Annotated in this window: 23 protein-coding genes, 1 pseudogene and 2 riboswitches; of the genes and pseudogenes, 13 read left to right on the forward strand and 11 right to left on the reverse strand. The window is 65.4% G+C overall.

Going from position 1 to position 23,710, the window contains the following annotated elements; all coding sequences use genetic code 11:
* Nucleotides 1–4 precede the first annotated feature (4 nt).
* From AC5RWO_RS14485 to AC5RWO_RS14510, 6 genes are all read left to right on the forward strand, one after another.
* A complete protein-coding gene (locus AC5RWO_RS14485) occupies nucleotides 5–181 on the forward strand; it encodes a PIN domain-containing protein (protein ID WP_498732123.1) in 177 nt (58 codons plus the stop codon).
* Nucleotides 182–211: 30 nt separating this feature from the next.
* Nucleotides 212–832 (forward strand): LysE family transporter, encoded by a 621-nt coding sequence (locus AC5RWO_RS14490; RefSeq protein WP_074701061.1) that lies wholly within the window; start codon nucleotides 212–214, stop codon nucleotides 830–832.
* Nucleotides 833–894: 62 nt separating this feature from the next.
* The gene (locus AC5RWO_RS14495) at nucleotides 895–1,344 is read left to right on the forward strand and encodes a low molecular weight protein-tyrosine-phosphatase (RefSeq protein WP_498732124.1); all 450 of its coding nucleotides are present in this window, start codon (nucleotides 895–897) and stop codon (nucleotides 1,342–1,344) included.
* Complete coding sequence (gene pabB / locus AC5RWO_RS14500) at nucleotides 1,316–3,367, forward strand: aminodeoxychorismate synthase component I (RefSeq protein WP_498732126.1); 2,052 nt, start codon at nucleotides 1,316–1,318, stop codon at nucleotides 3,365–3,367. Before AC5RWO_RS14495 ends, pabB begins: the two co-directional genes overlap by 29 nt.
* Before the next feature lie 146 nt (nucleotides 3,368–3,513).
* Complete coding sequence (locus AC5RWO_RS14505; RefSeq protein WP_498732127.1) at nucleotides 3,514–4,113, forward strand: TetR/AcrR family transcriptional regulator; 600 nt, start codon at nucleotides 3,514–3,516, stop codon at nucleotides 4,111–4,113.
* Nucleotides 4,110–5,285, forward strand: coding sequence for an FAD-dependent oxidoreductase (locus AC5RWO_RS14510; protein WP_498732128.1), 1,176 nt, complete (start codon nucleotides 4,110–4,112; stop codon nucleotides 5,283–5,285). Before AC5RWO_RS14505 ends, AC5RWO_RS14510 begins: the two co-directional genes overlap by 4 nt.
* Nucleotides 5,286–5,315: 30 nt before the next feature.
* Here the strand turns inward: AC5RWO_RS14510 and cls are convergent, their stop codons facing one another.
* On the reverse strand, nucleotides 5,316–6,725 hold the full coding sequence (gene cls / locus AC5RWO_RS14515; RefSeq protein WP_498732333.1) for a cardiolipin synthase: 1,410 nt from the start codon (nucleotides 6,723–6,725) through the stop codon (nucleotides 5,316–5,318).
* Between the two features lie 155 nt (nucleotides 6,726–6,880).
* On the opposite strand from cls, the gene AC5RWO_RS14520 reads away from it, so the two are divergent.
* From AC5RWO_RS14520 to AC5RWO_RS14535, 4 genes are all read left to right on the forward strand, one after another.
* Complete coding sequence (locus tag AC5RWO_RS14520) at nucleotides 6,881–7,753, forward strand: aminodeoxychorismate lyase (RefSeq protein WP_498732130.1); 873 nt, start codon at nucleotides 6,881–6,883, stop codon at nucleotides 7,751–7,753.
* A gap of 132 nt (nucleotides 7,754–7,885) precedes the next feature.
* Nucleotides 7,886–8,000: riboswitch (SAM riboswitch) on the forward strand.
* 10 nt (nucleotides 8,001–8,010) lie between these two features.
* Nucleotides 8,011–8,232, forward strand: a complete 222-nt coding sequence (locus tag AC5RWO_RS14525) for a DUF1737 domain-containing protein (RefSeq protein ID WP_498732131.1) — start codon at nucleotides 8,011–8,013, stop codon at nucleotides 8,230–8,232.
* On the forward strand, nucleotides 8,229–8,594 hold the full coding sequence (locus AC5RWO_RS14530) for a rhodanese-like domain-containing protein (RefSeq protein ID WP_498732133.1): 366 nt from the start codon (nucleotides 8,229–8,231) through the stop codon (nucleotides 8,592–8,594). Before AC5RWO_RS14525 ends, AC5RWO_RS14530 begins: the two co-directional genes overlap by 4 nt.
* A gap of 3 nt (nucleotides 8,595–8,597) precedes the next feature.
* On the forward strand, nucleotides 8,598–9,842 hold the full coding sequence (locus AC5RWO_RS14535) for an O-succinylhomoserine sulfhydrylase (protein ID WP_498732134.1): 1,245 nt from the start codon (nucleotides 8,598–8,600) through the stop codon (nucleotides 9,840–9,842).
* Nucleotides 9,843–9,964: 122 nt separating this feature from the next.
* Here the strand turns inward: AC5RWO_RS14535 and AC5RWO_RS14540 are convergent, their stop codons facing one another.
* The 3 genes from AC5RWO_RS14540 to AC5RWO_RS14550 are packed head-to-tail and all read right to left on the reverse strand — an operon-like array spanning nucleotide 9,965 to nucleotide 12,939.
* Nucleotides 9,965–10,762 (reverse strand): energy-coupling factor transporter transmembrane component T family protein, encoded by a 798-nt coding sequence (locus AC5RWO_RS14540; protein WP_498732136.1) that lies wholly within the window; start codon nucleotides 10,760–10,762, stop codon nucleotides 9,965–9,967.
* Nucleotides 10,759–12,321, reverse strand: coding sequence for an ABC transporter ATP-binding protein (locus AC5RWO_RS14545; protein ID WP_498732137.1), 1,563 nt, complete (start codon nucleotides 12,319–12,321; stop codon nucleotides 10,759–10,761). The genes AC5RWO_RS14540 and AC5RWO_RS14545 overlap by 4 nt, the downstream gene beginning before the upstream one ends.
* Nucleotides 12,322–12,324: 3 nt before the next feature.
* A complete protein-coding gene (locus AC5RWO_RS14550; protein WP_498732138.1) occupies nucleotides 12,325–12,939 on the reverse strand; it encodes an ECF transporter S component in 615 nt (204 codons plus the stop codon).
* A gap of 52 nt (nucleotides 12,940–12,991) precedes the next feature.
* A riboswitch (TPP riboswitch) is annotated at nucleotides 12,992–13,130 on the reverse strand.
* A 111-nt stretch (nucleotides 13,131–13,241) separates the two neighbouring features.
* Between AC5RWO_RS14550 and AC5RWO_RS14555 the strand changes: the two genes are divergently transcribed.
* Complete coding sequence (locus tag AC5RWO_RS14555; protein ID WP_139004505.1) at nucleotides 13,242–13,502, forward strand: DUF4235 domain-containing protein; 261 nt, start codon at nucleotides 13,242–13,244, stop codon at nucleotides 13,500–13,502.
* Nucleotides 13,503–13,684: 182 nt separating this feature from the next.
* On the opposite strand, the pseudogene mnhG reads toward AC5RWO_RS14555, so the two are convergent.
* The 6 genes and pseudogenes from mnhG to AC5RWO_RS14585 all read right to left on the reverse strand — a co-directional run.
* Nucleotides 13,685–14,062, reverse strand: a pseudogene (gene mnhG / locus AC5RWO_RS14560) (monovalent cation/H(+) antiporter subunit G); the annotation flags it as partial.
* Nucleotides 14,052–14,321 carry an MrpF/PhaF family protein gene (locus AC5RWO_RS14565; protein ID WP_074703262.1) on the reverse strand — a complete coding sequence of 90 codons (270 nt, stop codon included), beginning with the start codon at nucleotides 14,319–14,321 and terminating at the stop codon, nucleotides 14,052–14,054. The gene AC5RWO_RS14565 and the pseudogene mnhG, both read right to left, overlap by 11 nt.
* A gap of 11 nt (nucleotides 14,322–14,332) precedes the next feature.
* Nucleotides 14,333–14,899, reverse strand: coding sequence for a Na+/H+ antiporter subunit E (locus AC5RWO_RS14570; RefSeq protein WP_498732139.1), 567 nt, complete (start codon nucleotides 14,897–14,899; stop codon nucleotides 14,333–14,335).
* Nucleotides 14,896–16,518 (reverse strand): Na+/H+ antiporter subunit D, encoded by a 1,623-nt coding sequence (locus tag AC5RWO_RS14575; protein WP_498732141.1) that lies wholly within the window; start codon nucleotides 16,516–16,518, stop codon nucleotides 14,896–14,898. Before AC5RWO_RS14575 ends, AC5RWO_RS14570 begins: the two co-directional genes overlap by 4 nt.
* Nucleotides 16,515–16,988: a Na(+)/H(+) antiporter subunit C gene (locus tag AC5RWO_RS14580; RefSeq protein WP_498732143.1), complete on the reverse strand. Its 474-nt coding sequence runs from the start codon at nucleotides 16,986–16,988 to the stop codon at nucleotides 16,515–16,517. The genes AC5RWO_RS14575 and AC5RWO_RS14580 overlap by 4 nt, the downstream gene beginning before the upstream one ends.
* Nucleotides 16,985–19,987, reverse strand: a complete 3,003-nt coding sequence (locus tag AC5RWO_RS14585; RefSeq protein WP_498732144.1) for a Na+/H+ antiporter subunit A — start codon at nucleotides 19,985–19,987, stop codon at nucleotides 16,985–16,987. The genes AC5RWO_RS14580 and AC5RWO_RS14585 overlap by 4 nt, the downstream gene beginning before the upstream one ends.
* A gap of 258 nt (nucleotides 19,988–20,245) precedes the next feature.
* On the opposite strand from AC5RWO_RS14585, the gene AC5RWO_RS14590 reads away from it, so the two are divergent.
* Complete coding sequence (locus tag AC5RWO_RS14590) at nucleotides 20,246–21,574, forward strand: MFS transporter (RefSeq protein ID WP_498732334.1); 1,329 nt, start codon at nucleotides 20,246–20,248, stop codon at nucleotides 21,572–21,574.
* Here the strand turns inward: AC5RWO_RS14590 and dcd are convergent, their stop codons facing one another.
* The gene (gene dcd, locus AC5RWO_RS14595; protein WP_498634585.1) at nucleotides 21,575–22,156 is read right to left on the reverse strand and encodes a dCTP deaminase; all 582 of its coding nucleotides are present in this window, start codon (nucleotides 22,154–22,156) and stop codon (nucleotides 21,575–21,577) included.
* 142 nt (nucleotides 22,157–22,298) lie between these two features.
* Between dcd and AC5RWO_RS14600 the strand changes: the two genes are divergently transcribed.
* Entirely contained in the window at nucleotides 22,299–23,705 is a 1,407-nt protein-coding gene (locus tag AC5RWO_RS14600) for a M15 family metallopeptidase (protein ID WP_498732146.1), read from the forward strand.
* Nucleotides 23,706–23,710: the final 5 nt, after the last annotated feature.

Raw genomic sequence — 23,710 nt, forward strand, 5'->3', positions numbered from 1 at the left:
ACTGGTGAGCGAGGAAAATCCGCTCAGCGGCGTGTATGCGTTGGAAGCAGCACAGCTCGAATGGCCTCATCGTGACCCCCGCGACCGGATGATCGCGGCACAGGCCATCGTGGAGGGATTCACGGTCATCACCGCGGATACGGCGTTGCACGATTTCGAGCTGCCTCAGACAGTATGGTGAAGCGGGGCCTGCGGCGCGTAATATCATCTGGTGCAGATTTCCCTGTGGCTGGCGCTGGTAGGCGCGGGCACCGTCATCAGTTTCACCCCGGGCGCGGGTGCCATCAACACCATGAGCAATGCCCTCAACGCGGGCTTCCGCCGTTCCCTGTGGGGCATCCTCGGGCAGCAGGCGGCACTGATCATCCACATCCTCATTGTGGCCCTCGGCGTTGGCCTGCTGGTGGCCAGTTCCCCAACAGCTTTCTACGTCATCAAGTATGCGGGCGCGGCCTACCTCGTCTACCTGGGCATCCGGCAGCTGCTGGCCAAACCCTCGGCCGACCAGGAACTCATCCAGGCCCAACGAAACGAGCCCGCATGGTCGATGTTCCGGCGTGGCCTGTGGGTCAATCTGCTCAATCCGAAGGCCATCGTGTTCTTTCTGGCCTTCATGCCCGGCTTCATCCGTCCCGAGCAGCCGCTGGCCCCGCAGTACGTTGTCCTGGCCGGCACCATTGTCATCATCGACATCCTGGTCATGTGGTTCTTCTTTGCCGCAGCGGCGCGCTCCTTCCACCGGTTCACCAGAACCGAACGCGGCCAGCGGATGCTCGGTTACGTTTTTGGTGTCCTGTTCATCGGTGTCGGCCTGCTGCTGGCGTTCTTCTAGTTAGACTCTTGGCTATGTACCGGATAATTACTGTCTGCACAGGCAATATCTGCCGCTCCCCTATGGCCCAGTACATCCTGACCAAGGCCTTCGAAGATGCCGGCCTGTCCGACGAGGTGTCCGTCGACTCGGCAGGCACTACCGGGTGGGAGACCGGCCGTCCCATCGATGAACGCGCCGCCGCCCGTCTCAAACAAGCCGACCTGCTCACCGCCGACCATCGTGCCCGGCAGTTCGAGCCTGCCTGGTACGCAGACCGGGACCTAATCCTGGCCCTGGACGTGGACCACTATGAACAGCTGCATGGCGACGCTCCGGACGATGGGGCCCGGAACAAGGTCCGCATGCTCCGATCCTTTGATCCCAAAGTCGCGGACCACGGTCCCGCCGAACAGGGCATCTACGACCCCTGGTACGGCGATGAGGCCGACTTCGATGTCAGCTGGAACCTGATCAGTGCAGCGGTGCCGGGCATTGTGGAACATGTCAGGGCGCAGCTTGCCACCCACTGACAAACCGGTCATCATCGCCGTGGACGGACGCTCCGGGGCGGGGAAGACCACCTTGGCGGTGGAACTGGCCGCCCTCCTGCGGGAGCACCACACCGTTTCGCTGTTCCATCTGGAAGACATCTATCCGGGCTGGCACGGCCTGGCCGACGGGCAGCAGCGCTACCTGGAAACGGTGCTGCAGCCGCTTGCCCGTGGCGAGCGCGCAACCTGGACGGCATGGGACTGGGAGCAGAACGACGACGGCGAGCGCCGCTCCACGGAACCTGCCGAGATCGTGGTGGTGGAAGGAGTTGGTGCCGCCCACGCCACCGCACGCGAATTCACCGACGTCGTTATCTGGATCCAGGCCGAAGCGGTGGACCGCCGGGTCCGGGCTATTGCCCGCGACGGTGCCGGCTACGAGCCGTTCTGGGATGTGTGGGCGGCGCAGGAAGAAGCCTGGCTCGACGGCGACGACGTTCCCCGCGCCGCGGACCTGCTGGTCCACGGGCAAACCGGTGCCACGGTGGCCGCCGGTGTGCTGAAGGCCCTGGCCTCGCTCCCGCAACTGGACGCGCTGCTCTCGGTGGAGCGTTCCCATGGTGTTGCCCCGCAACTGCTGACCGAGCGGATTGATGCCCTGCCCGACGGGGCCGCGCTCTTCCGCGCCCTCTATGCCGCTTCGGACCGCGCGGTCTGGCTGGACAGCTCCAATGCCGGGGCCACTGCGGTGCCGGACCGCAACGAATACAGCATCATGGCCGACGACGCCGGGACCTTCGGCCGCTCTGCCGAACATCGCTCGGGCATCACTTCGGTTGCCGACGGGGCTGTCACCACCCGGATCCGCTCGCCCTTCTTCCGCTGGCTGGATGGAGTGTGGGGCACTCCCGCTGTTACCGGCCCGGTGGAGGTTCCCGGCGGATTCGCCTTGGGCTGGCTGGGGTACCTGGGCTATGAGCTCAAGCGCGAATGCGGTGGCAGCGACGTAGCGGCCGCCACTCCCGATGCGGCCTTGATCTTTGCCGGCCGCGGCATCGTGCTCGACCACGCCCGCCGGTGCACCTATCTTCTGGCCTTGGCCAGCGACGCATCCAGAGACGAAGTCCGTGAGTGGTTGGTCCGGACCCGGACCGTCATCGAATCTGTGGCCCTGACCGCGGACGATTCCGCCACGGCGGCGACCGCCGGCCCGGAAAACGGCCCGGCCTTCAAAGTGCGGGACAGCAAGGACCAGTACCTGCTCAAGGTCCGCCAGGCGCAGGCGGAAATCCACGACGGCAACTCGTACGAAATCTGCCTGACCACGGAGCTGTCCGCCACCGCTGCCGCAGGGGCGGATCCGCTGGAAACATACCTGTCCCTGCGCCGTCGTAATCCCGCGCCGTTCGCCAACTACCTGCGCTTCGGCAGTTTGACCGTCGCAAGTACCTCGCCGGAGAGGTTCATGAGTTTGGCCGCCGATGGTGCCCTGCGCGCCGAACCGATCAAGGGTACTCGGCGTCGAGTCGCGGATCCGGCGGCGGACGCGGCCCTGAAGGCCGAGCTGGCAACCAGCATCAAGGACCGTGCCGAAAACATCATGATCGTGGATCTGCTGCGCAATGACCTAAGCCATTTTGCTGTGCCCGGTTCGCTGCGGGTCAGCCGCTTATGCGCGATTGAAAGCTACGCCACGGTGCATCAGATGGTTTCCACGATTGATGCGAGTCTGCGTCCGGACGCCTCCCGCACAGAGGCCATTGCTGCGGCCTTCCCCGCCGGTTCAATGACCGGAGCCCCGAAAATCAGCACGATGGACATCCTGGACCGGTTGGAGTCCGGCGCACGCGGCGTCTATTCGGGGGCGGTGGGGTACTTCTCGCTCAACGGTGCCGCTGACCTGTCCGTGGTGATTCGGACCTTGGTCCGGCAGGGAGACCAGCTGACGCTGGGCGTCGGCGGTGCTATCACGGCCGATTCCGACCCGGAGGCCGAATGGGACGAGGTCCGGGCCAAGGCCTTCGGCGTGCTCTCGGCACTCGGCAGCATTTTTCCCGACTAAAGCCGGCACACCGCTCCTCCGCTCAAGTCGTCCGTTCCCTGCTGCAAGTAAAAACCTCCTGCAGGGCTGTTTTTTGGACAGGGGTGCGTGGTAGACCGGAAATCGAAGGATTTGGACGGACGTCCAAAAGATTCGAGGTCACTGCTATGATAACCCACCATGCGAAAACGGCCAAGGGCGCCCGGACCCGGGACCGGATGCTGGAGTCCGCCGTCGTTTTGATCCCGCAGCTGGGCTGGTCCGCGGTCACGGCCCGGACTCTCGCCGGGCACGCCGGCGTGCGGCCCGGCATTATCCACTACCATTTCGATTCCCTGGAAGCCCTGCTCGCCGAAGCGGCCGTGGGCGCCGTTCGTGAGGCGCTTGAATATCCGAGCCGCCAGCTGGAGTCCGGCATCGGTCTTGACGAAGGACTGCGCATGTTCCTCGCCGCGCTGGACGAGTTCGCGCCGGACGAACCCGTCAATCTGCTGTTCGTCGAAACATTCCTGGCGGCAGCGCGCGGCGGGGTGCTGCGGGGCGAGCTGGCGCACGTGCTCCTGGATTTCCGCACCCGCACGGCCCGCTGGCTGGAGCGAGTGGGTTTCGACGGCGATGCCGACGCAACGGCCGCCGTTCTGGCCGCTGCGGTCGATGGGCTGATGCTGCACCGGGCGCTTGACCCCGGGCTCACTGCCGGCGTCGCGTTCCCGGTACTGCGCAGGACCTTGGGCCCCACTGCCGCAAAAGAAGGAACTACACGATGAAAGCCATTATCTGCGGTGCCGGCATCACCGGTTTGTCCGCCGCCAATTTCCTCAGCGCCAAAGGCTGGGATGTCACCCTCGTGGAACGGTCGGCCGAGCCGCGGCCAGAAGGCTACATGATCGATTTCTTCGGCTCCGGATGGCAGGCGGCAACCCACATGGGCGTTATCGGCAGAATCCGTGAACTGGGATACGACGTCAACCGGATCGACTACGTGGACGCCCGCGGCCGAAGCACGGCCCATCTGGGCTATGAGAGCTTCACCAAGGTGGTCGGCGACCGGCTGCGCAGCATACTGCGCCCCGATCTGGAACAGGCCATCCGCGAAGTGCTGCCGGACTCGGTGGAACTGCTCTATTCCACCACGATCAGCTCGATCCATGACCCGTCCGCCGCAGCGGCCGTGTCCGGCGGGAAGGTGGACGTGGAACTCTCGGACGGCCGGCGACTCACCGCCGACCTGCTGATCGGGGCCGATGGGATCCACTCGGACATCCGCGGCATGGTCTTCGGGCCCGAGTCCGACTACTTCAAACTCCTGGGGTTCCACGTCGGCGCATATTCCTTCCGCGACAACCGGGTAAAGGACATTCTGGCCAACCGGTACGTCATTACGGACACCTGCAGTGAGGCCATGTTCTTCTACCGGCTGCGGGACGGCAGTATTTCGGCGCTGGGCGTCCACCGCACCGACAAGCAACAGCGCCCGTGCGATATCCAGCAGGAATTCCGCGAGCGCTACAGGTCCCTGGGCTGGCTGTGTCCGCTGGCGTTGGAGCATTGTCCCGAATCCTTCTACTACGACCAGGTGGCGCAGATCCGGATGCCCCGCTGGCACCGCGGCAGGGTAGTCCTGCTGGGAGATGCCGCCGCGGCAGTCTCGCTGCTGGCCGGCCAAGGCGCGTCGTTGGGCATGGCCGGCGCCTACGTGCTCGCCGACGAACTGGCCAAACATGACCAGGTGCCGGATGCCCTCGCCGCCTTCGAGGCACGGTGGCGCCCGCACGTCGCCGAGCAGCAGAAGGCCGGGGTGTCCGCCGCCAAGTGGTTCATTCCAGCAGACCGCCGCGCCCTGCTGATGCGGCGGCTCTCGATGCGGCTGATCAAGGTACCGGGCGTCAGCAGGCTGGTCAGCGGCGCCGTCGTCGGTAAAATCGGGGCCGCGATCTGAGCATCTCGTCCGGCTACAGCATGATGGGAGCTATTGGAGGGTCGCGGTCAGGCGGGCAACGTTGTCGACGTAGCGTTCCCACCGGGTGCGCTGGCCCCACTCGTCCAGGGTGATCTCCCGGGAAACCTCGCGGTAGCTTTGCTGGATTTCGCGCATCTTGCCGACGATGTCGCCGCCGAGATGCATGACCGACACTTCCAGGTTCAACGAGAAGGAGCGCATGTCCATATTGCTGGAACCCAGGACGCCGACCTCGTCGTCCACGGTGAAGTGCTTCGCGTGCAGCACCAGCGGCTTCGGATACAGGTAGATGCGCACACCGGCTTCCAGCAGGGCCTGGTAATAGGAACGCTGGGCATGGTGGACCAGGAACTGATCCCCCTGTTCCGAGACGAAAAGTTCGACGTCGACACCGCGCTGCGCCGCCGTCGTAATCGCATAGAGCAGCGAATCATCCGGCACGAAGTACGGGCTGCAGATGGACAACCGCTCCACTGCCGCATAGATCAACGTGTTGAACAAGCGCAGGTTGTTCTCGGTGGCGAAGCCCGGGCCGCTGGGAACCACCTGGCACGTCGTGGGGCCCGGCTCGCGGACCGGTGCCGGCGTGAACAGCTCGCTGCCGAGGGTGTCGTCCGTTTCGCTGGACCAGTCGGTAGCGAACACCACGTTGAGCGCGGTGACGATGGGACCTTCATAGCGGGCCATCAGCTCCACCCACTGCCGTCCAGTCCGCTCGCTGGAGGCGCGGTGGTAGCCGGGCTCGATCAGGTTCTGCGACCCGGTGAAGGCCACCCGTCCGTCCACCACGAGGATTTTGCGGTGGTTGCGCAGATCGATACGGCGCCATTGGCCCCGCACGGGCAGCAGCGGGAGCATGCGTTGCCACTCGATCCCGCTGACCTGCAGCCAGCGCCGGAACTTCCGGTAGCCCTTGATCCGCATGGTGCCGAGGTGGTCGAAGAGCAGGCGGACCCGGACACCGCGGGCCGCGGCCTCCTGCAGGGCCACGAAGAGCTCGTCGGTGACCTCGTCCTTGGCCATGATGTAGAACTGGATGTTGACGAATTCCTCCGCCTTGCGGACGGCGGCGGCCATCGCGGCGATGGAACCCTCGTAGTCCGGATAGAGCTCCACGTGGTTGCTGTCCACCATCGGGAAAGAGCCGAGCGAGCGGTTCAGTTCGGCGGCCGAATGGACCCAGGCGGGGGCATCGCGTTCGCTGCGCGGTTCTTCCATGTCCTGCGTGGCTGCCCAGACCTTCCGGTTAATCTCGGTCTGTTTGGCGATCCGGCGGTCCGAAAGCCGGAAACTGCCGAACATGAAGAACAGGGCCAGGCCGACCAGCGGAATGAAGAAGATGGCCAGCAGCCAGGCCATGGCGGTGGTGGGGCGGCGGTTGCCCGGCACAATGCCCAGCGCAGCGATCCGGATTCCCATGTCCAGTATCGAAGCCACCACGACAACCCAGTCCGGGAACGTGCCCAGACCCGCAAGCGACCACAACACGGCAGCGAACTCCTCCCTTTCCCGCCGGTCCACGGCGCTGTCCTTGTACAGCCTAATGTGCCCGCGCGGCAATCTATGCTGATCCCATGACTGTTTTGGTGTTTCTCGACCCTGCCCTGGAGAACGGGCGCATCGCCGACGCCACAAAGCCGCAGCTGATGGCGACCGATCTGGGCGCCACCCGCGGCGACGGCATTTTCGAATCCCTCCTGGCGGTGGACGGTGTTCCCCGCAAGGTGCAGGCGCACCTGGACCGGCTCGCGTCCTCGGCCCGCATCATGGACCTGGACATCCCGCCGGCCGATGCCTGGGAGCGGGCCATCGCCACCGCCGTCGCCGAACATGCTCCCGTCGAAGAACTGGTGCTCAAACTGCTGGTCACGCGCGGCGAGGAGGGCGCGGGCCGCCCCACCGCGTGGGTGCAGGCCTCGCTTCCCGGCTCCACCGGCAGGGACCAGCGGCAGGAGGGCCTCGACGTGCTGCTGCTGGACCGCGGCTACGACAGCAACATCGCCGAGCGCGCGCCGTGGCTGTTGCTGGGCGCCAAGACCCTCTCCTACGCCGTGAACATGGCCGCCCTGCGCTATGCCAAGGCCAACGGCGCGGACGACGTCATCTTCACCTCCACCGACGGCCTGGTGCTGGAGGGCCCCACCTCTACCGTGCTGATGGCGACCGTGCGCGACGGCGTCCGGAAGCTCACCACGCCGCTGCTCGAAAACGGCATCCTGCCCGGCACCTCCCAGGGCGCCCTGTTCAACGCGGCCGCGGATGCCGGCTGGCAGCTGGGCTATGGGCCGCTGGAACCGCACCATCTGCTGGCGGCCGACGCGGTGTGGCTGGTCTCCAGCATCCGGCTGCTGGCACCGGTCAAGTCCATCGACGGCCAGGCCATCCCGGTGTCGCACGAGATGACGGAGGAACTGACGGCGCTGCTGGCCAAGGGCAGCCGGGAGTAGCCCAGCGCTTCCTGCGGCGGCGAGGGCTGCGGCCTTCCGTCGTCGTAAACCTACGTAACGGTTACCAATGATGACGACGGCGGCGCCCCGGCTTGGGTGCCGGGGACGGCGCCGTGCTACTTTCTTGAGCAGAGTAACGAGGTCCAGCGTCAAGCCCTGACTGTGCTGGCCGGCAACCCTCTTCACGGCGGGGTGCCTCAGGTGACTACTCGGCAGTGTTCATTAGGTTCATTTGCAAGCGTGATCAGGAGTACCCCATGCCCCCGTTGGAACAACCCGTCCAGTCCCCCGTTGACAATGCGGCGGGCAGCCCCCTGCCCTACCGGTTGCTGACCGGGCCGGACGACAGGTCCTTCTGCGCCCGGGTCAGCGCGGCGTTGGCGGAGGGCTACGAACTCTACGGCAACCCCTCGATTGCCTTCGACGGCGAACGCGTCATCGCCGCCCAGGCCGTGGTGCTGAAGGGACACAGCGCATGAGCTACGCCGGAGACCTCACCGTGGAAGAAGCCGTGGAGAAGCTGCGCGGCGGTGCCGTCCTCGTGGACGTCCGCACCGAGACCGAATGGCAGCAGGTGGGTGTGCCCGTGACGAACGACGACGGTGCTCCCGCGCGCTTCATCGAGTGGAACCGGATTGACGGCAGCCGCAATGCCGCGTTCCTCAACGAACTGCAGTCGCTGCGCGGCAAGGAGCTGTTGCTGATCTGCCGTTCGGGGCGGCGCTCCATCGATGCCGCTATCAGCGCCACCGCCGCCGGGCATACCGCGTACAACGTGCTGGGCGGCTTCGAGGCCGCCGGCGGCTGGCAGCAGAGCGATCTGCCCTGGAAGAGGGGCTAGCCGGTGGCGCCCCCGCAGTCTGCCGGCCCGGGGCCGGACCTGGCGGAACTGCGCGCCGGCTGGGACCCGCAGACGAGGGCGGTCCGCGGCGGCCTTGACCGCACGGGCTTCCAGGAAACCTCAGAAGCCTTGTTCCTGACGTCCGGCTACGTTTTTGATTCCGCCGAGGCAGCCGAAGCCTCCTTCAACGGCGAGGTGGAGCGCTTCGTCTACTCCCGCTACGGCAACCCCACGGTCGCCGCCTTCCAGGAACGGCTCCGGCTGCTCGAGGGCGCCGAGGCCTGCTTCGCCACGGCCAGCGGCATGAGCGCCGTCTTCACCGCCTTGGGCGCCCTGCTCGCCGCCGGTGACCGGGTGGTTGCGGCGCGGAGCCTGTTCGGTTCCTGCTTTGTCATTCTCAACGAGATCCTGCCGCGCTGGGGCGTGGAGACGGTCTTCGTCGACGGGCATGACCTCGCCCAGTGGGAGCAGGCCCTCGCCACCCCTGCCGCTGCGGTCTTCTTCGAGTCGCCGTCCAACCCGCTGCAGGAGCTGGTGGACATCCGTGCGGTGGTGGACCTGGCGCACGCCGCCGGGGCGCAGGTGGTGGTGGACAATGTCTTCGCCACCCCGCTGCTGCAGCAGGCAACGGAACTTGGTGCCGACGTCGTTGTTTATTCGGGTACCAAACACATGGACGGGCAGGGCCGCGTTCTTGGCGGCGCCGTGCTGGGCTGCGCGGATTTCATCAACGGCCCGGTCAAGCAGCTGATGCGCCACACCGGTCCCGCGCTGAGCCCGTTCAACGCCTGGACGCTGCTCAAGGGGCTGGAGACGATGTCCCTGCGCGTAAACTATGCCACCGCATCCGCCCTGGAGATCGCCCGCTGGCTGCAGACACAGCCGGCGGTGCGGCGCGTGGTCTACCCGTTCCTCGAGTCGCATCCGCAGTACGAACTGGCGCGCCGCCAGATGAGCGGCGGCGGAACCGTGGTCACGTTTGAACTTGAGCCGGGCGCTGCGAACGGTTCGGATGCCAAGGCCGCCGCGTTCCGGCTGCTGAACTCGCTGACCACCGTGGATATCTCGAACAACCTCGGTGACGCCAAGTCCCTGATCACCCATCCGGCCACCACCACGCACCGCGCGATGGGACCGGACGGACGGGCCGCGATCGGGCTCGGCGACGGTTTTGTCCGGCTGTCCGTGGGGCTGGAAGCCACCGAGGACCTGCTCAAGGACCTGGACCGGGCACTGACTGGCCCGTAGATCCAGGGAGTCGACGAAGGCCCGCGCCTTGTTGCGCCCAGCCGCAATCGAGGAGACAGCTGCGGCCCTTCCCAGAGCTGAAAAGGGCCGCAGCTGACCAGTGGATCGCGGAGGAGCCCGGGTTAGCCGAAGATGAAGTTCCAGGTCCCGGCGGAGACGGCGGCGGTAACGGCCGCCGCCGAGACCAGGGCACCGCCCAGGAAGACCCAGATATCCACCCTGCTGAACGTCGATTCCCGCGCCCAGGTGCGTTGCGCCCCGCCGAAACCGCGGGCCTCCATCGCCACCGCCAGGCGGGTGGCGCGCCGGATGGCCTGGACGATGAGGCCGAAGGCTTGGCCGAGGAACGCCGCGAATTTGGCCAGCGGTTTGTTCTCGGCGCCGACTCCGCGGGCACGGCGGGCCAGTCCCAGGGTCCGCCATTCCTCGACCAGGAGACCCACCAGCCGGAGGCCGGCCAGGGCCCCGAGCACAAACCGGTGCGGCATCTTCAGCTTCTGCGCCAGCGCATCGGCCAGATCCGTGGGGTCGGTGGTCAGCAGCAGGAAGATTCCGGGCAGTGCCACCGCCAGGGACCGCAGCCCGATGGCGACGCCGGAGTTGATGGAATCCTCGGTGAACAGCAGCGGGCCCGCTTCGAAGACCACCGCGCCGGTTTTCTCCGCCAGCAGCGCCGTTCCGTAGGCGCCGACCGCGGCCGCCACCACCAGCGGCCAGCCACGCCTGAATAACGCCCAGGCGCTGATGCCCAGCACGGGCAGCAGCAGCAGTTCCGCAGCCAGCACCACGCCGGCGCTCACCCAGTCCACGCTGAGCATCACCACCACGGTGACCATGGCAACGGCGGCAAGCTTCGAGAGCGGATTTGCACGGGTGAAGGGCGAGGCAGTCAGCCGCGGGGTCATGATGTCCAGGCTCATGCCGCCCTCCCGCCCGCGGCCCGCGCCTGCAGCTGCGCCGTTCCCTCGGCCACGCGCAGGACGTGGCCGTCGAGCGCAGCGGTGAAGTCGCCGTCGTGGGTCACGGACACCACCGCGTGGCCTTCGGCGATCAGGCCGCCGAGCAGCGAGACCAGCTCGGCCCAGGTGTTCGCGTCCTGCCCGAACGTCGGTTCGTCCAGCACCAGGATGTCAGGGCTGGTGGCCAGCATAGTCGCCACGGACAGCCTGCGCTTCTCCCCGCCCGAAAGGGTAAAGGGATTGGCCTGCAGGAGTTTGGTCAGCCGCAGCCGCTCCGCAATGGCATCAACGCGGCGTCGCACCTCGTCCTCCGGTAGCCGGGCGACCCGCCGGGGACCGAATTCGAGTTCGTCGATCACCCGGTGGGTCAGGAACTGGTGTTCGGGTTCCTGGAAGACGGTGCCGATCCGGGTGACCAGCTCGGCAGATTTCCACTTGTGCACGGTGCCGGACGCACCCCGCCGGAGCTCCGGTGCGGCCTCAAGCCTGCCGCCCGCGGGGGTCAGCAGCCCGGCCAGGGTCAGCGCCAAGGTCGACTTACCGGCGCCGTTGGGGCCCGTAATGCTCAACGCCTCGCCCGCCGCCAGTTCCAGCGAGACCTTATTGACTACCGGCCCGGCCCGCCGGGTCCGGGCAACGGACAGCTCCGCTGCCCGGAGCAGGCCCGTACCCTGCGTGTTGTGGCCGCCGCCGCTGCCGTGGCCACCGCTGGTGGCCCCGGGCGTGCGCAGTTGAGGAGTATAACCGGGAACCCAGACACCGGCTTCGATCAGGCGTTCCCTGGTACCTGCGGCATTGAGTACCTCCCCCGGCGGACCGTCGGCGAGAACTCCGCCGCCGGCAGCCAGTACGATGACCCGGTCCACCACGTCCGCCCAGACGGCCACGCGGTGTTCCACCACAATCAGGGTGGCGCCGGTGCGCTCAAGCACCCCGACCACCGCGTCCCGGACCTCCAGCACCCCGTCCGGGTCAAGGTTCGCCGTGGGCTCGTCCAGCAACAGGACACCGGGCCGCATGGCCAGGACCGACGCCAGCGCAAGCCGCTGTTTCTGCCCGCCGGAGAGCGCCGTAGTGGCATGGTCCAGCGGGACCTCGAGGCCCACATCGGCGAGGCTTTCGCGCACTCGCGCCCAGATTTCGTCCCGTGGCAGGGCCATGTTCTCTGCGCCGAAGGCGACCTCGTCCCCCACGCGCGCCATGACCACCTGGGACTCCGGGTCCTGGAGCACCAGTCCCGTCCGGCCGCGGGACTGGACCGGGTGCATGCCGTCGACGGTCAGGCGGCCCGCTTCGTCGCCTTCGCCGTCGTCGCCCAGTACCCCGGCAATGGCATGCAGCAGCGTGGATTTGCCGGCACCGGAGGCGCCGAGCAGAAGCACGCGCTCCCCCGGTTCAATCCCGAAGCTCACGTCGCTGACCGCCGGATTCTTGCGGCCGGCATGGCGCCAGCCGTATCTTTCGGCGGTGACAGCGGCCGGGCGGCCGCGCTCCGCCGTCGTACTTTGAGTGTTTGCCATGGCCTATACGTCAGCAGTCCGGCCGGCGGCAAAGGACGAGAGCGCGCCCGTCTTGGCCAGTCCTCTCATCGCCAGCCAGGGCAGCAGTCCGGCGATGACCACGCCGGAAACGGCGGCGAACAGCGTGTACCAGAGCTTCCAGTCGGTTGCCCATTCCACGTTCCACATAAAGTTCTCGCCGATGGCCAGCGCCAGGCCGGCGCTCAACCCGGCCAGCAGCGACACGCCGAGGTTGAACTTTTTGTAGAGGAAGAGCAGGAAGACCAGTTCCGCCCCCACGCCCTGGATCAGGCCGGACAGAAGCACTGTGAGGCCGAACTGCGTGCCCAGCAGGCTCGACACCGCGGCCGCGAGGACCTCGCAGTAGATCGCCGCGCCGGGCTTGCGGATGAGCAGCCCGCCCAGGACCCCGGCCGTGAGCCAGCCGCCGGCGTAGAGCCCGCCGGCCGGCGGGAAGGCCGCGGTCAGCACCGCAATGCCGGAATAGCCGGCGGACCAGGCCCAGAAGATGACCCCGATGGCCACGCCGATCACGGACGCGACCACAATATCGACAACGCGCCAGGTGTAACGGGGTTTGCGCGCAGATGCGTGCGCGGAAGGTGTAACGGTGTTCATGGAAAATCCTCCTGGGGTTCAGGAGGGGAGGGCAACCCGGCTTTTCCGGGCACACCCTGAGATCTCGACTCCCTTCGCCGGTACTAACCGGAGCAGGTTCGAGGGTCTGCGGCTGTCCGCACTCTCAGCGTCCCGACCCGGTACGGCTGCTTGCCGTGGTTACCGTGACGGACGCTCCCCTGTCGTCATGTGTGCTTTTTCAAGCGTCTTCCAGTGTACTACTGACGACGGCGGGTGGCAGCCGACCCGGAAAACGCTAGGCTGGGTGGCAGATGACGTTCTCCAAAGAAGGGCAGTGGCAAATGAGTACGGTTTTGAAACTTCTGGGTACGTTGGTGAGCATTGCGGCTGGCCTGGCCGGCGCAAAGCTCATCGACATCCTGTGGAAGGCCGTTACCGGGGAGGACTCCCCTAAGCATGACGACGACATGGAAAACAGCCTGCGCGCCACCCTCGCTTTTGCCGCGATTTCCGGTACGGTCAGCGCCATCATCCGCGTGCTGTCCCAGCGCGGAACCATGCAGGCAGTCAACCGCTTCAACCGGACCCGGGACATGGTCTAGCCCTTGGGCAAGTTTCAGGATTCGCGGCGGCGTTTGGCGGAAGCCTTCGCCGCCGCTTCCTTTGGCTCCTTGATACGCAGCGCGCCCTTCAGCTTTCCTACAGACTTTTCCTCAATGTTCCCGCCGACGTCCAGTTCTGCCGCCAACTCGGGATCGGCAGCCAGGGCCGCCTCTTCCGCGGCATCCGCCTTCCGGCGTTCGGCTTCTTCCGCCGCGGCTTTCTGGACCACGGCATCCAGGTCGTCCACGCTCAGCGTTTCCCGGTGCAGGTGCTTGGTGCGGTAGCCGGCACGGCCTACCATATGCGCCGAGACCGGAACCGTCAGCAGCTGGAACAGCCAGGCGATAATCAGCACAGGCACCGCTGCCCAGCTGCGGAGCTGGAGGGCCAGACCGATGAGCAGCAGCAGCAGCCCGAAAACCTGGGGCTTGGTGCCTGCGTGCATCCGCGAGAGCAGGTCCGGAAACCGGAGCAGCCCGATAGCGGCGGCCAGGGACATCAGCGCCCCGAGGACCAGGCAGAGTCCGGCAACAATTTCCAGCACAAGATCAGTGTTCATGGGTCCGCCTATCGATGACGAAGCGGGCTACCGTGACCGAACCGATGAAGCCGATCAGAGAAATGATGATCACCAAGGTCAGGTTGGCCTGATGCTTCCGGACGGCCATGTCCGCTATCAAGCCCGCGCATACGATGGCCAGCAAAACGTCGATAGCGATCACACGGTCCAGGATGGAGGGGCCTTTGACAATGCGGGAGATTGCGACGGCGGCGGAGAAGGCCAGGACGACAGTGACGATCACCAGCACAACTTCCATGAATGGACTGTTCAACTGGTTCCTCCGTTCCGTCGGTTTGCTGCCTCTGCTTTGACCATCGCGAGTTCCTCTTTACTGCCGATGGCCCGGATCAGCCCGGCCTCGATCCTGCGGACCTGTTCGCGGAACCGGTCCGCCTTGTCCGGGTCCGGAATGTCCAGCACGTGCAGGTACAGCGTCGACGTGGACCGGTCCACGTCCACCACGAGGCTCCCGGGAATCAGCGAAATTGTATGGCCGGTGGCGGTGACCAGCAGGTCCGAATGGCTGCGCAGTTGGACGGCCACCACCCCGTTCATCGTGCGCGGGCCACGGGTGAGAGCAATCCAGAAGACCTCGAAGCTGGCCTTGGCCACGTTCACCAGGAACGATGCCACGAACAGGGCCGCCGCCCACAGATTCAGCCGTCCGGCCAGTTCTACCGGCGGCAGGTAGAAGATATTGACGACGGCGAGGGCGATGAGCAGTCCGAAAATCAGGTTGCCGGCGCTGAAGTCCTGCCAGAGGGCTCCCCAGAGGATGACCAGCCAGACCAGCAGCGGTATTTCGACGAGCAGCGGAATCCGGGAACGGGTCATTGCTCAACCCCCTGCGCCGCGCCGGGGCCAAGAACGGCCTCGATGTAGGGGGTGCGCTCAAGCATCGCCCGGGCGCCCTGGTCGCTCAGCTGGAACAGCGGGCCGGCGAAGACGGTCAGTGCCACCCCGAGTGCCACCAGGCCCATGGTGGCCCCGACCATGCTCTTGGGCAGCAGGTGGATGGTCCCCCTGCCGGAGAACCGGCCGGTGGGCTTGTCCGTCACGTACTTGGAAGTGCGCAGCGTGGAACCGTCCGGCTTGCTGGCCAGCAGCACTGGGTCCGGGTGCTCGGCGTCCTCCGGAGTCCGCCAGAAGGCCCTGTTCCAGACGCGGGCCATGGCCATCAGGGTCAGCAGGGAGGTGACGACACTGCCGATGACCAGCGTGTACGACACCGGGGTGGCCAGATCGACGCCGCCCTGCAGCAGGCCGAGCTTGCCCAGGAAGCCAGAGAAGGGCGGTATGCCCGCCAGGTTCATGGCCGGCACAAAGTACAGGATCGCCAGCAGCGGCGAGAGTTTCGCCATCCCGCCCAGCCGGTCCATGTTGGAGGTGCCGCCGCGGCGTTCGATCAGACCCGCCACCAGGAACAGGCTGGTCTGGACGGTAATGTGGTGGGCCACGTAGTACATCGTCGATCCCAGACCCACCACGGAACTCATCGCCAGGCCGAAAACCATGTAGCCGATGTGGCTGACCAGCGTGAATGAGAGCATACGTTTGATGTCGATCTGGGCCAGTGCGCCGAGGATGCCGACCACCATGGTCAGCAGCGCAACGATCATCAGGAAGGTGTTGATGCGGTCCCCCGGGAAGAGCAGCGTCTCGGTCCGGATCAAGGCGTAGACACCCACCTTGGTCAGCAGGCCGGCGAACACTGCGGTGACCGGGGCGGGCGCGGTGGGATAGGAGTCGGGCAGCCAGAAGGACAGCGGGAACACTGCGGCCTTGATGCCGAACGCGACCACCAGCATTAGGTGCAGAATCATTTGCGTGGAATCATCCAGTTCGCCCAGCTTCACGGCCAGGTCGGCCATGTTGATGGTGCCGGTCGCCGCGTAGATCATCGCAATGGATAGCAGGAACAACATCGAGGAAATAACGCTGACCACCACATACGTCACGCCGGCCCGGACACGCGGCCCTGTCCCACCCATGGTCATCAGGACATAACTGGCCGTCAGCAGAATCTCGAAACCTACGTAGAGGTTGAACAGGTCCCCGGTGAGGAAAGCGTTGGACACCCCCGCCACGAGGATCAGATAGGTGGGATGGAAAATCGAGATGGGACCGTCCTCGTCCCCGTCTGCCATGCCCTGGCCGGACGCGTAGACCAGCACCGCCAGGCTCACGGCCGAGGAGATCACGAGCATCAGGGATGAAAGCTCGTCCACCACCAGGGAAATCCCGAACGGAGGCACCCAGCCGCCAAGGAACACGGCCTGTACGCCTTGGGTCCAGGCCGACCACAGCATGAGCAGTTCGACGGACAGGGTCAGGGCGAGTGTGCCAATGGCCACGGTCCGCTGTGCAACCGGCCGGCGGATCAGGATGAACGCAAAAGCGGCGCCCAGGAAGGGAAGGACAACGGCCAGCGGGGCCAGGCTAGCGGCGTTCATTCTTGTCCCCGAACTCTGGTCTTCGGTGCTGCCGGCCGTTCATCGGCGTCTGCCGTCATGACGAATTCGGTCGTCTCTACGGGAATGGCGGTATCGTCTTCGGCGTCGAAGCTGGGCTGGTTGGCCACGCGACGGTCTTCAATATCGTCCTGCACTTCGTCCTGCCGGCCCAGCACCCAGGACCGGTAGATGATGCCCAGCATGAACGCGGTCACCGCGAAGGAAATCACGATGGAGGTCAGGATCAGGGCCTGCGGCAGCGGGTCATTGTATTCCCCGGCAGGAATATTGGCGTCGTATAGCGGCGCGAGGCCAGCGGCCCCACCCGTGGTCAGCAGCAGGATGTTGGCCCCGTTGGCCAGCATCATCAGGCCGAGCATGACCCGGGTCAGGCTCCGTTCAAGGATCAGATAGACGCCCACCGCCACGAGAACTCCCATGACTACGAGCAGCGTGATGTTCACCGTCATCGTGCTACTCCTTCCTCGATGGAGTCCGGTGCCGGCTGCGGCACGCCCTCATCCGGTTTTGGTGCCTTCTCCTGGCTGCGCTCGTCGACTTCCGCACCGAAACTGCGCAGAACATCGAGCACCAGACCCACCACCACCAGGTAGACCCCGATATCGAAAAGCGTTGACGTCACGAACTTATGGTCACCGAACACCGGCAGGCTGAAATGGATAATGGCGCTTTGTAAAACCTCGCCACCCAGGAACAGCGGCGCCATGGCTGTCAAGGAAGCGATCCCCAGCCCGGCGCCTAGCAGGAAGCCGGCGCTGACAGGCGTGGCCTCGGCCAGTTCCACGCGGCCGCCCGCCAAGTACCTGACCGCCAAGGCGATGCCCGCCAGCAGTCCGCCGGCGAAGCCCCCGCCGGGCAGATTGTGTCCCGCCAGCAGCAGATAGATGGAGAAGATCACCAACGAATGGAACAGCAGTCTGGTGACGACCTCGAAGATAATGGAGCGCCGCTCAGGGGCGAGAGTCCGTCCGGCAACCAGCCAGGCATCTCTGGCCGAGGTGGCGAATCGCCGGGCAGTGACCAGCGCGGCGGCATCCCGGCCGGTGTGCTCGGGCAGTTCTGTGAGACGGTCCACGGATCCCGTGGCGACGGTTGAGGCGCGCATACGCTTGTCTCCGCGGCTGCGGACGAAGATCAGGCTGGCCACACCCGTTGCAGCGACTGCCAGCACCGAGAGCTCACCGTAAGTGTCCCACGCGCGGATATCCACCAAGGTGACGTTGACAACGTTGGCTCCGCCGCCGCCGTCGTACGCTAACTGCGGGTATTCCAACGAGACCGGCAGTTGGGTGCGCGCAGCCATGGACGTCATGGCTATGATCACCATGGCCAGGCCGAACGCTGCGCCGATCGCAGCCCGCAGCCATTTGAAACTGCTGGGGGTGCGCAGCCAGAGGCGTGCCGGGAGGGAGCGCAGGGCCAGCACAATGGCGACCAGCACAATGGTCTCCACGAGCATCTGCGTCAGCGCCAGGTCCGGCGCGCCCTGCAGCGCGAAGATCAGCGCGATGCCGTAACCGGCGACAGCGACCATCAGCACGGCCATGAACCTCTTGTTGGCCCTGATGGCGAGAATGGCCGCCACGATGATGCCCAGCCCCGCGATCAGCTGCGCGGGAGAGTCGAAGGCGATCCAGCTGTCAGGCCAGGGCGCGTCCATCAGGAACACGGCACTCAGCGGAGTGATCACCGAAACGCTGAGGATGACCACGAGGTAGAAAATCAGCGAACCGCGCTGGGTGCGGCCGGTGACCCAGACGGCCACCTCATCCAGCACGCCGATGATCCCACGGTAGGCGCGTTCACCGGTCAGCCCACCGGAGAAACGATCCTGGAATGCGGTGACCCGGTTCCGGAACAGGAACAACAGTGTGCCCACGGCCAGCGTCAGTACCGTCAGTCCGAGCGCCGGGGTCACGCCGTGCCACAGAGCCAGGTGCCCGTCGGGCTCGCCGTCCGAGGGGAACAGCGAAACATAGGGGGCGATGATCGAGTCGAGCGGGGCAGGCCAGAGACCGAACACCACGGTGGCCGCCGTCAGCAGCATCGGGGATGCGATAAAAGCTCCCGGAATGCGCTTGAACGGCGTCTTCTTCACGTTGCGTTTGTAGGCAAATCCGCCCCAGACAAACCGTGCGCTGTAGGCAAAGGTCAGCATGGAACCGACGACGACGCCGGCCAGCAGGACGGGGCCGGTCCAGCCGCCTTCGGAAGCGTGGTGGACGAACGTTTCGTAAACCGATTCCTTGGCCACGAAGCCCAGCAGCGGCGGTAACCCTGCCATCGAGGCCGCACCGATCAGCGAGACGGTAAAAAGGACCGGCGCCGCGCGGTAGATGCCCGAAAGCTGGCGGATGTCGCGGGTACCGGACTGATGGTCAATGATGCCGACGACCAGGAAGAGCGTCGCCTTGAAGAAGCCGTGGGCCAGCAGCAGTCCCAGTCCTGCCAGCGCGCCGTCGCGGCTGCCCAGCCCCACCACCATGATGAGGAAGCCCAGCTGGCTGACCGTGCCGTAGGCCAGGATGAGTTTCAGGTCGAACTGCTTGAGCGCCAGCCAGCCGCTGATCAGCATGGTCGCCAGGCCCAGGACCATCACGGTCCCTTCCCAGTACCGGGTATCCGAGAAGCCCGGCGCGAAGCGTGCCACCAGGTAAATGCCGGCCTTGACCATGGCTGCGGCATGGAGATAGGCACTGACCGGTGTGGGTGCGGCCATGGCGGCGGGCAGCCAGAAGTGGAACGGCACCAGGGCCGACTTGCTGATAGCGCCCACCAGGATCAGCAGGATGGCGATGTCGATCAACATGCCGTGCTGGATCAGTTCCGGGGCTGCGGCCATGATTTCCGAAATGCGGTAAGTGCCCGCCGTCTGCCCCACCACAATCAGGCCGACGAGCATGGTCAGGCCGCCGAAGGTCGTCACAATCAGGGCCTGCAGGGCGGAACGCCGCGCCGCCAACCTGTGCCGCGCGTACCCGATCAACAGGTAGGACAGAATGGTGGTCAGTTCCCAGAAGACGTAGAGCATGAGCAGGTCATCGGTGATGACCAGGCCGAACATGGCGCCGGCGAAGGCAAGCAGCTGCGCACCGAACGGACCGATGTTGGGATCATCGGCTTTAAAGTAGCGTGCGCAGTAGAAGAGGACCAGGGCGCCGACACCGAGAATAAGGATCGCCAGCACGGCGGACAAGGTGTCCATCCGGAAGGCCAGCTCGAGCCTTAGCTCGGGAATCCACGGGATGATTACCGACGGCGGCGCATTGGGCCCGCCGGAGAGTACAGTTTGGTCCGAGCCCGTGTACCGGTCGAAAGTGGCCAGCAGCCAGATGAAGCAACCGGCCGGCACGGCGGCCAGAATGTAGAAGGTTGAACGACCGAGTTTCCTGAAGATCCAAGGCGCGATGAAGGCCACCACGAAGAGCAGGGTGAGCACAACAAGCACTATATTCTCCGGGGCTTCCTTCTGGGATTGGCGGTAAAAAAGGCGCAAAAGCCTGATTCCATTCTACCCATGGCATACGTCCGGCCCCGACGGCGCCCGTCACAATCGCCCTCAGGAACGCCCTTCCATTCGTTGATTTACGGCGGATTCATCCACTGGTCAGCGGCTTAAGCTGTTCACGAAGGGCGAAGAAGCTAGCATTCGGTTATGAGCCACTGGTCAGGAAAGCCAGCACCATCCGCGAACGCCGGCGTTCCCATGGAAGAGAGAATCAACAAGAAGCACGTGCTCGCGTGGGCCTCTTGGGACTGGGGCTCCGCCGCCATCAACGCGGTCATGACGACGTTCGTCTTCACGGTCTATCTGGTGAGCGACCCCTTCGGCGGCGAAGACTATGCCTCGCAGATCCTCGGGTACGGCCTGGCCGTGTCCGGCGTTGCCATCGCGCTCCTGGCCCCGATCACCGGCCAGCGCTCGGACTCCGGCGGACGGCGGAGGTACTGGCTGGGCGTCAACACCATGGCCGTCGTAGCACTGACGGCGCTGTGCTTCTTCGTCTACCCCTCCCCCGGGTTCCTCTTCGTCGGCGTCGCGCTGATCGCGCTGGCCAACATTTTCTTCGAGTTCGCCAACGTCAACTACTACGCGATGCTCGGGCAGATCTCCACGCCGTCCACCGTCGGCAAGGTCAGTGGCTTCGGCTGGGCCATGGGCTATGTCGGCGGCATCGTGGCCCTGGCGCTGGTGCTGATGGGCTTCGTCCTCCCCGAGACCGGCTGGTTCGGAGCCACCGCCGAAAACGGGCTGAACATCCGGCTGGTCGCGGTGTTCTCGGCCGTCTGGTTCCTGATCTTTGCGCTGCCGGTGCTTTTTACCGTGCCGGAAATTCCCCGCCAGCCCAAGGCCGCCCGGCTGGGCTTCTTCGCCTCCTACGGTCTGTTGTTCCGCCGGATCAAGGCCATCTACCGGACCAGTCCGCACACCATCTTTTTCCTGCTGGCCAGCGCGATCTTCCGGGACGGGCTGGCAGCCGTCTTCACCTTCGGCGGTGTGATTGCCGCCGGCACCTTTGGCTTCACCCTGACCGAAGTCATCTTCTTTGCCATCGCGGGGAACGTCGTCGCCGCCCTTGGCGCAGTTGTCGGCGGGATCCTCGATGACCGGATTGGACCGAAGAAGATCATCGTCGGTTCCCTGGTCGGACTGATCGTCGCCGGCGCTGCTGTCCTTGTGCTCGGTGCCAACACGTACAGCATCTTCGGCGCAGCTCTAACCGGAGATACCACTTTCTGGATCTTCGGGCTGATGCTGTGCCTCTTTGTCGGCCCCGCCCAGTCCTCCAGCCGCGCCTATCTGGCACGGCTGGCGCCCAGAGGCGAGGAGGGAGAGTTCTTCGGTCTGTACGCGACCACCGGCCGGGCCGTCAGTTTCCTGGCACCCACGCTCTTCGGCCTGAGCATCACCATCTTCGGGTCCCAGCGCTTCGGCATCCTGGGCATCCTCATCGTGCTGCTGGCGGGCCTGCTGGCACTTCTGCCGGTCAAGGAGCCGCGCGAGGTCCCGACGGCCCAAACGCCGTCGGCCTGACTAGCGCTCTATGGTGGTGCGGTGGAAGTTGAGGTAGCTGCGCGAAGCCGTCGGGCCCCGCTGGCCCTGGTACCGGTTACCGTACTGGCCCGACCCATAGGCGTGTTCGGCCGGTGAGGTCAGGCGGAAGAAGCACAGCTGGCCGATCTTCGAGCCCGGCCAGAGCTTGATCGGCAACGTGGCCATGTTGGACAGCTCCAGCGTCACGTGGCCGGAGAAACCCGGATCGATGAAGCCCGCCGTGGAGTGTGTGAGCAGGCCCAGCCGGCCCAGCGACGATTTGCCTTCCAGCCGGGCGGCGATGTCCTCCGGCAGGGTGACCGTTTCATAAGTGGATCCCAGCACGAACTCGCCGGGGTGCAAAATGAACGGCTCATCGGGGTCCACCTCAACAAGGCGCGTCAGATCCGGCTGCTCCAACTGCGGGTCGATGTGCGCATATTTGTGGTTGTCGAACAGCCGGAAGAACCGGTCAATCCGCACGTCCACGCTGGAGGGCTGGATCATTTCAGGCAGAAACGGGTCCAGGACAATACGCTCGGCATCGAGTTCGGCTCGGATATCGCGGTCTGAGATCAGCACCATCTAAAAATAACGCATGGCCCGCAGCAGCCTTCAATTCCCGACGGCGGATCCACCGGCCGCTCCTCTGTTCCCCGAGGCGGCGCAGTGGAAACATAGAGGGTACGGCCGCGCTGGGCGCCAGTTCATTGACAGGGGAATCATGGAAACCGGAAGCACTTCGCAACGCCCACGGCTCGCGCTGCTGGTCGTCATGGCCACCGCCGCGGCACTGCTTTTCACGCTCGTGACGGCCGCTCCCGCCTCAGCCGCCGAACCTGTCCGGGACCCGGCCAACATCAAGGTTCTGGTCAACAAGGCCCACCCGTTGAGCCCCCTCAAGTACACCCCGAAGCTGGCGCGGTGGAAGAGTACTGGCTACCGGATGCGGCCGGATGTCAGCACCAAGCTCACCAGCCTTTTTGCCGGCGCCGACAGCGCAGGCCATGCGATCGCCGTCGTCAGTGCCTACCGTTCCTATGCTGAACAGCGTGACCTCTACAACTACTACGTGAGAATCTACGGCAAGACCTACGCGGACCGGATTTCCGCCCGCCCCGGCTATAGCGAACACCAGACGGGACTGGCAGTGGACATTGGCTTGGCCAGCGGATCCTGCGGACTGGAAGCATGTTTCGGCGATACCGCCGCGGGCAAGTGGGTGGCCGCCAACGCGTACAAATACGGATTCATCATCCGCTACCCGAAGGGCCACGAAGCCACCACCGGCTACACCTATGAGCCTTGGCATCTGCGCTATGTCGGAGTCACTTTGGCCACCGAAATGCGGACCAAGAAGATCCCAACCATGGAGCACTACTACGTGCTGGGCAAGCCGAGTATCCGCAGCTACGCGGACGTGATGGCGGCCGATTCCGCCGGTGACCTCTGGCGTTACCCGGGCAGCGGCGGCAGGATGCACCTCCGGGTGAAAATCGACTATGCCTACGGCGGCGTCAAGACCGGCACGTCGGTCGACTGGAACCAGGACGGGACCATCGACCTGCTGCTCCAGATGAAGGACGGCCGGCTGCTGGTGAACTTCGGCCGGTCCGGCGGCGGCTTCCAGGCACCCCGCGAGATCGGCCGCGGCTTCGCCAAGTACGATCTCACTGTTGGACGCTGGACCGATGCAGACACCTACCCGGGCGTTGTGGCCAAGCGTTGGTCGGACGGCGCCCTGCTCTACTACCGCAACGGCTCCGCGGCCTACCTGTCCGCCGGCAGGACAATCAGCAGCGGCTGGGGACGTTACCGTCCCACGATGCTGGACTGGAACCAGGACGGCAAGCAGGATCTGATAGCCATCCGGAACACCGGCGAGCTCTACTTCTACCCGGGAAACGGCTCCGGCAGCATCAGCACCTCAAACCGCAAACTGGTTGGCAAAAGCGGCTGGCACAAGGTCTCGACCGTGACCCCGCTCTACGGCTACACCGTGTCGGGATCCGCTGGCTTCATCGGGAAGTTCACGGACGGAACATTGAAGTATTACCCCTACAGCAAGGGCCGCTTCGGCTTACGTACCCAGGAGGGGACAGGCTTCACCTCTTACAACGTTTTCCGGTAGAGCTC

It is taken from the genome of Arthrobacter sp. B055-34 (assembly GCF_059090425.1).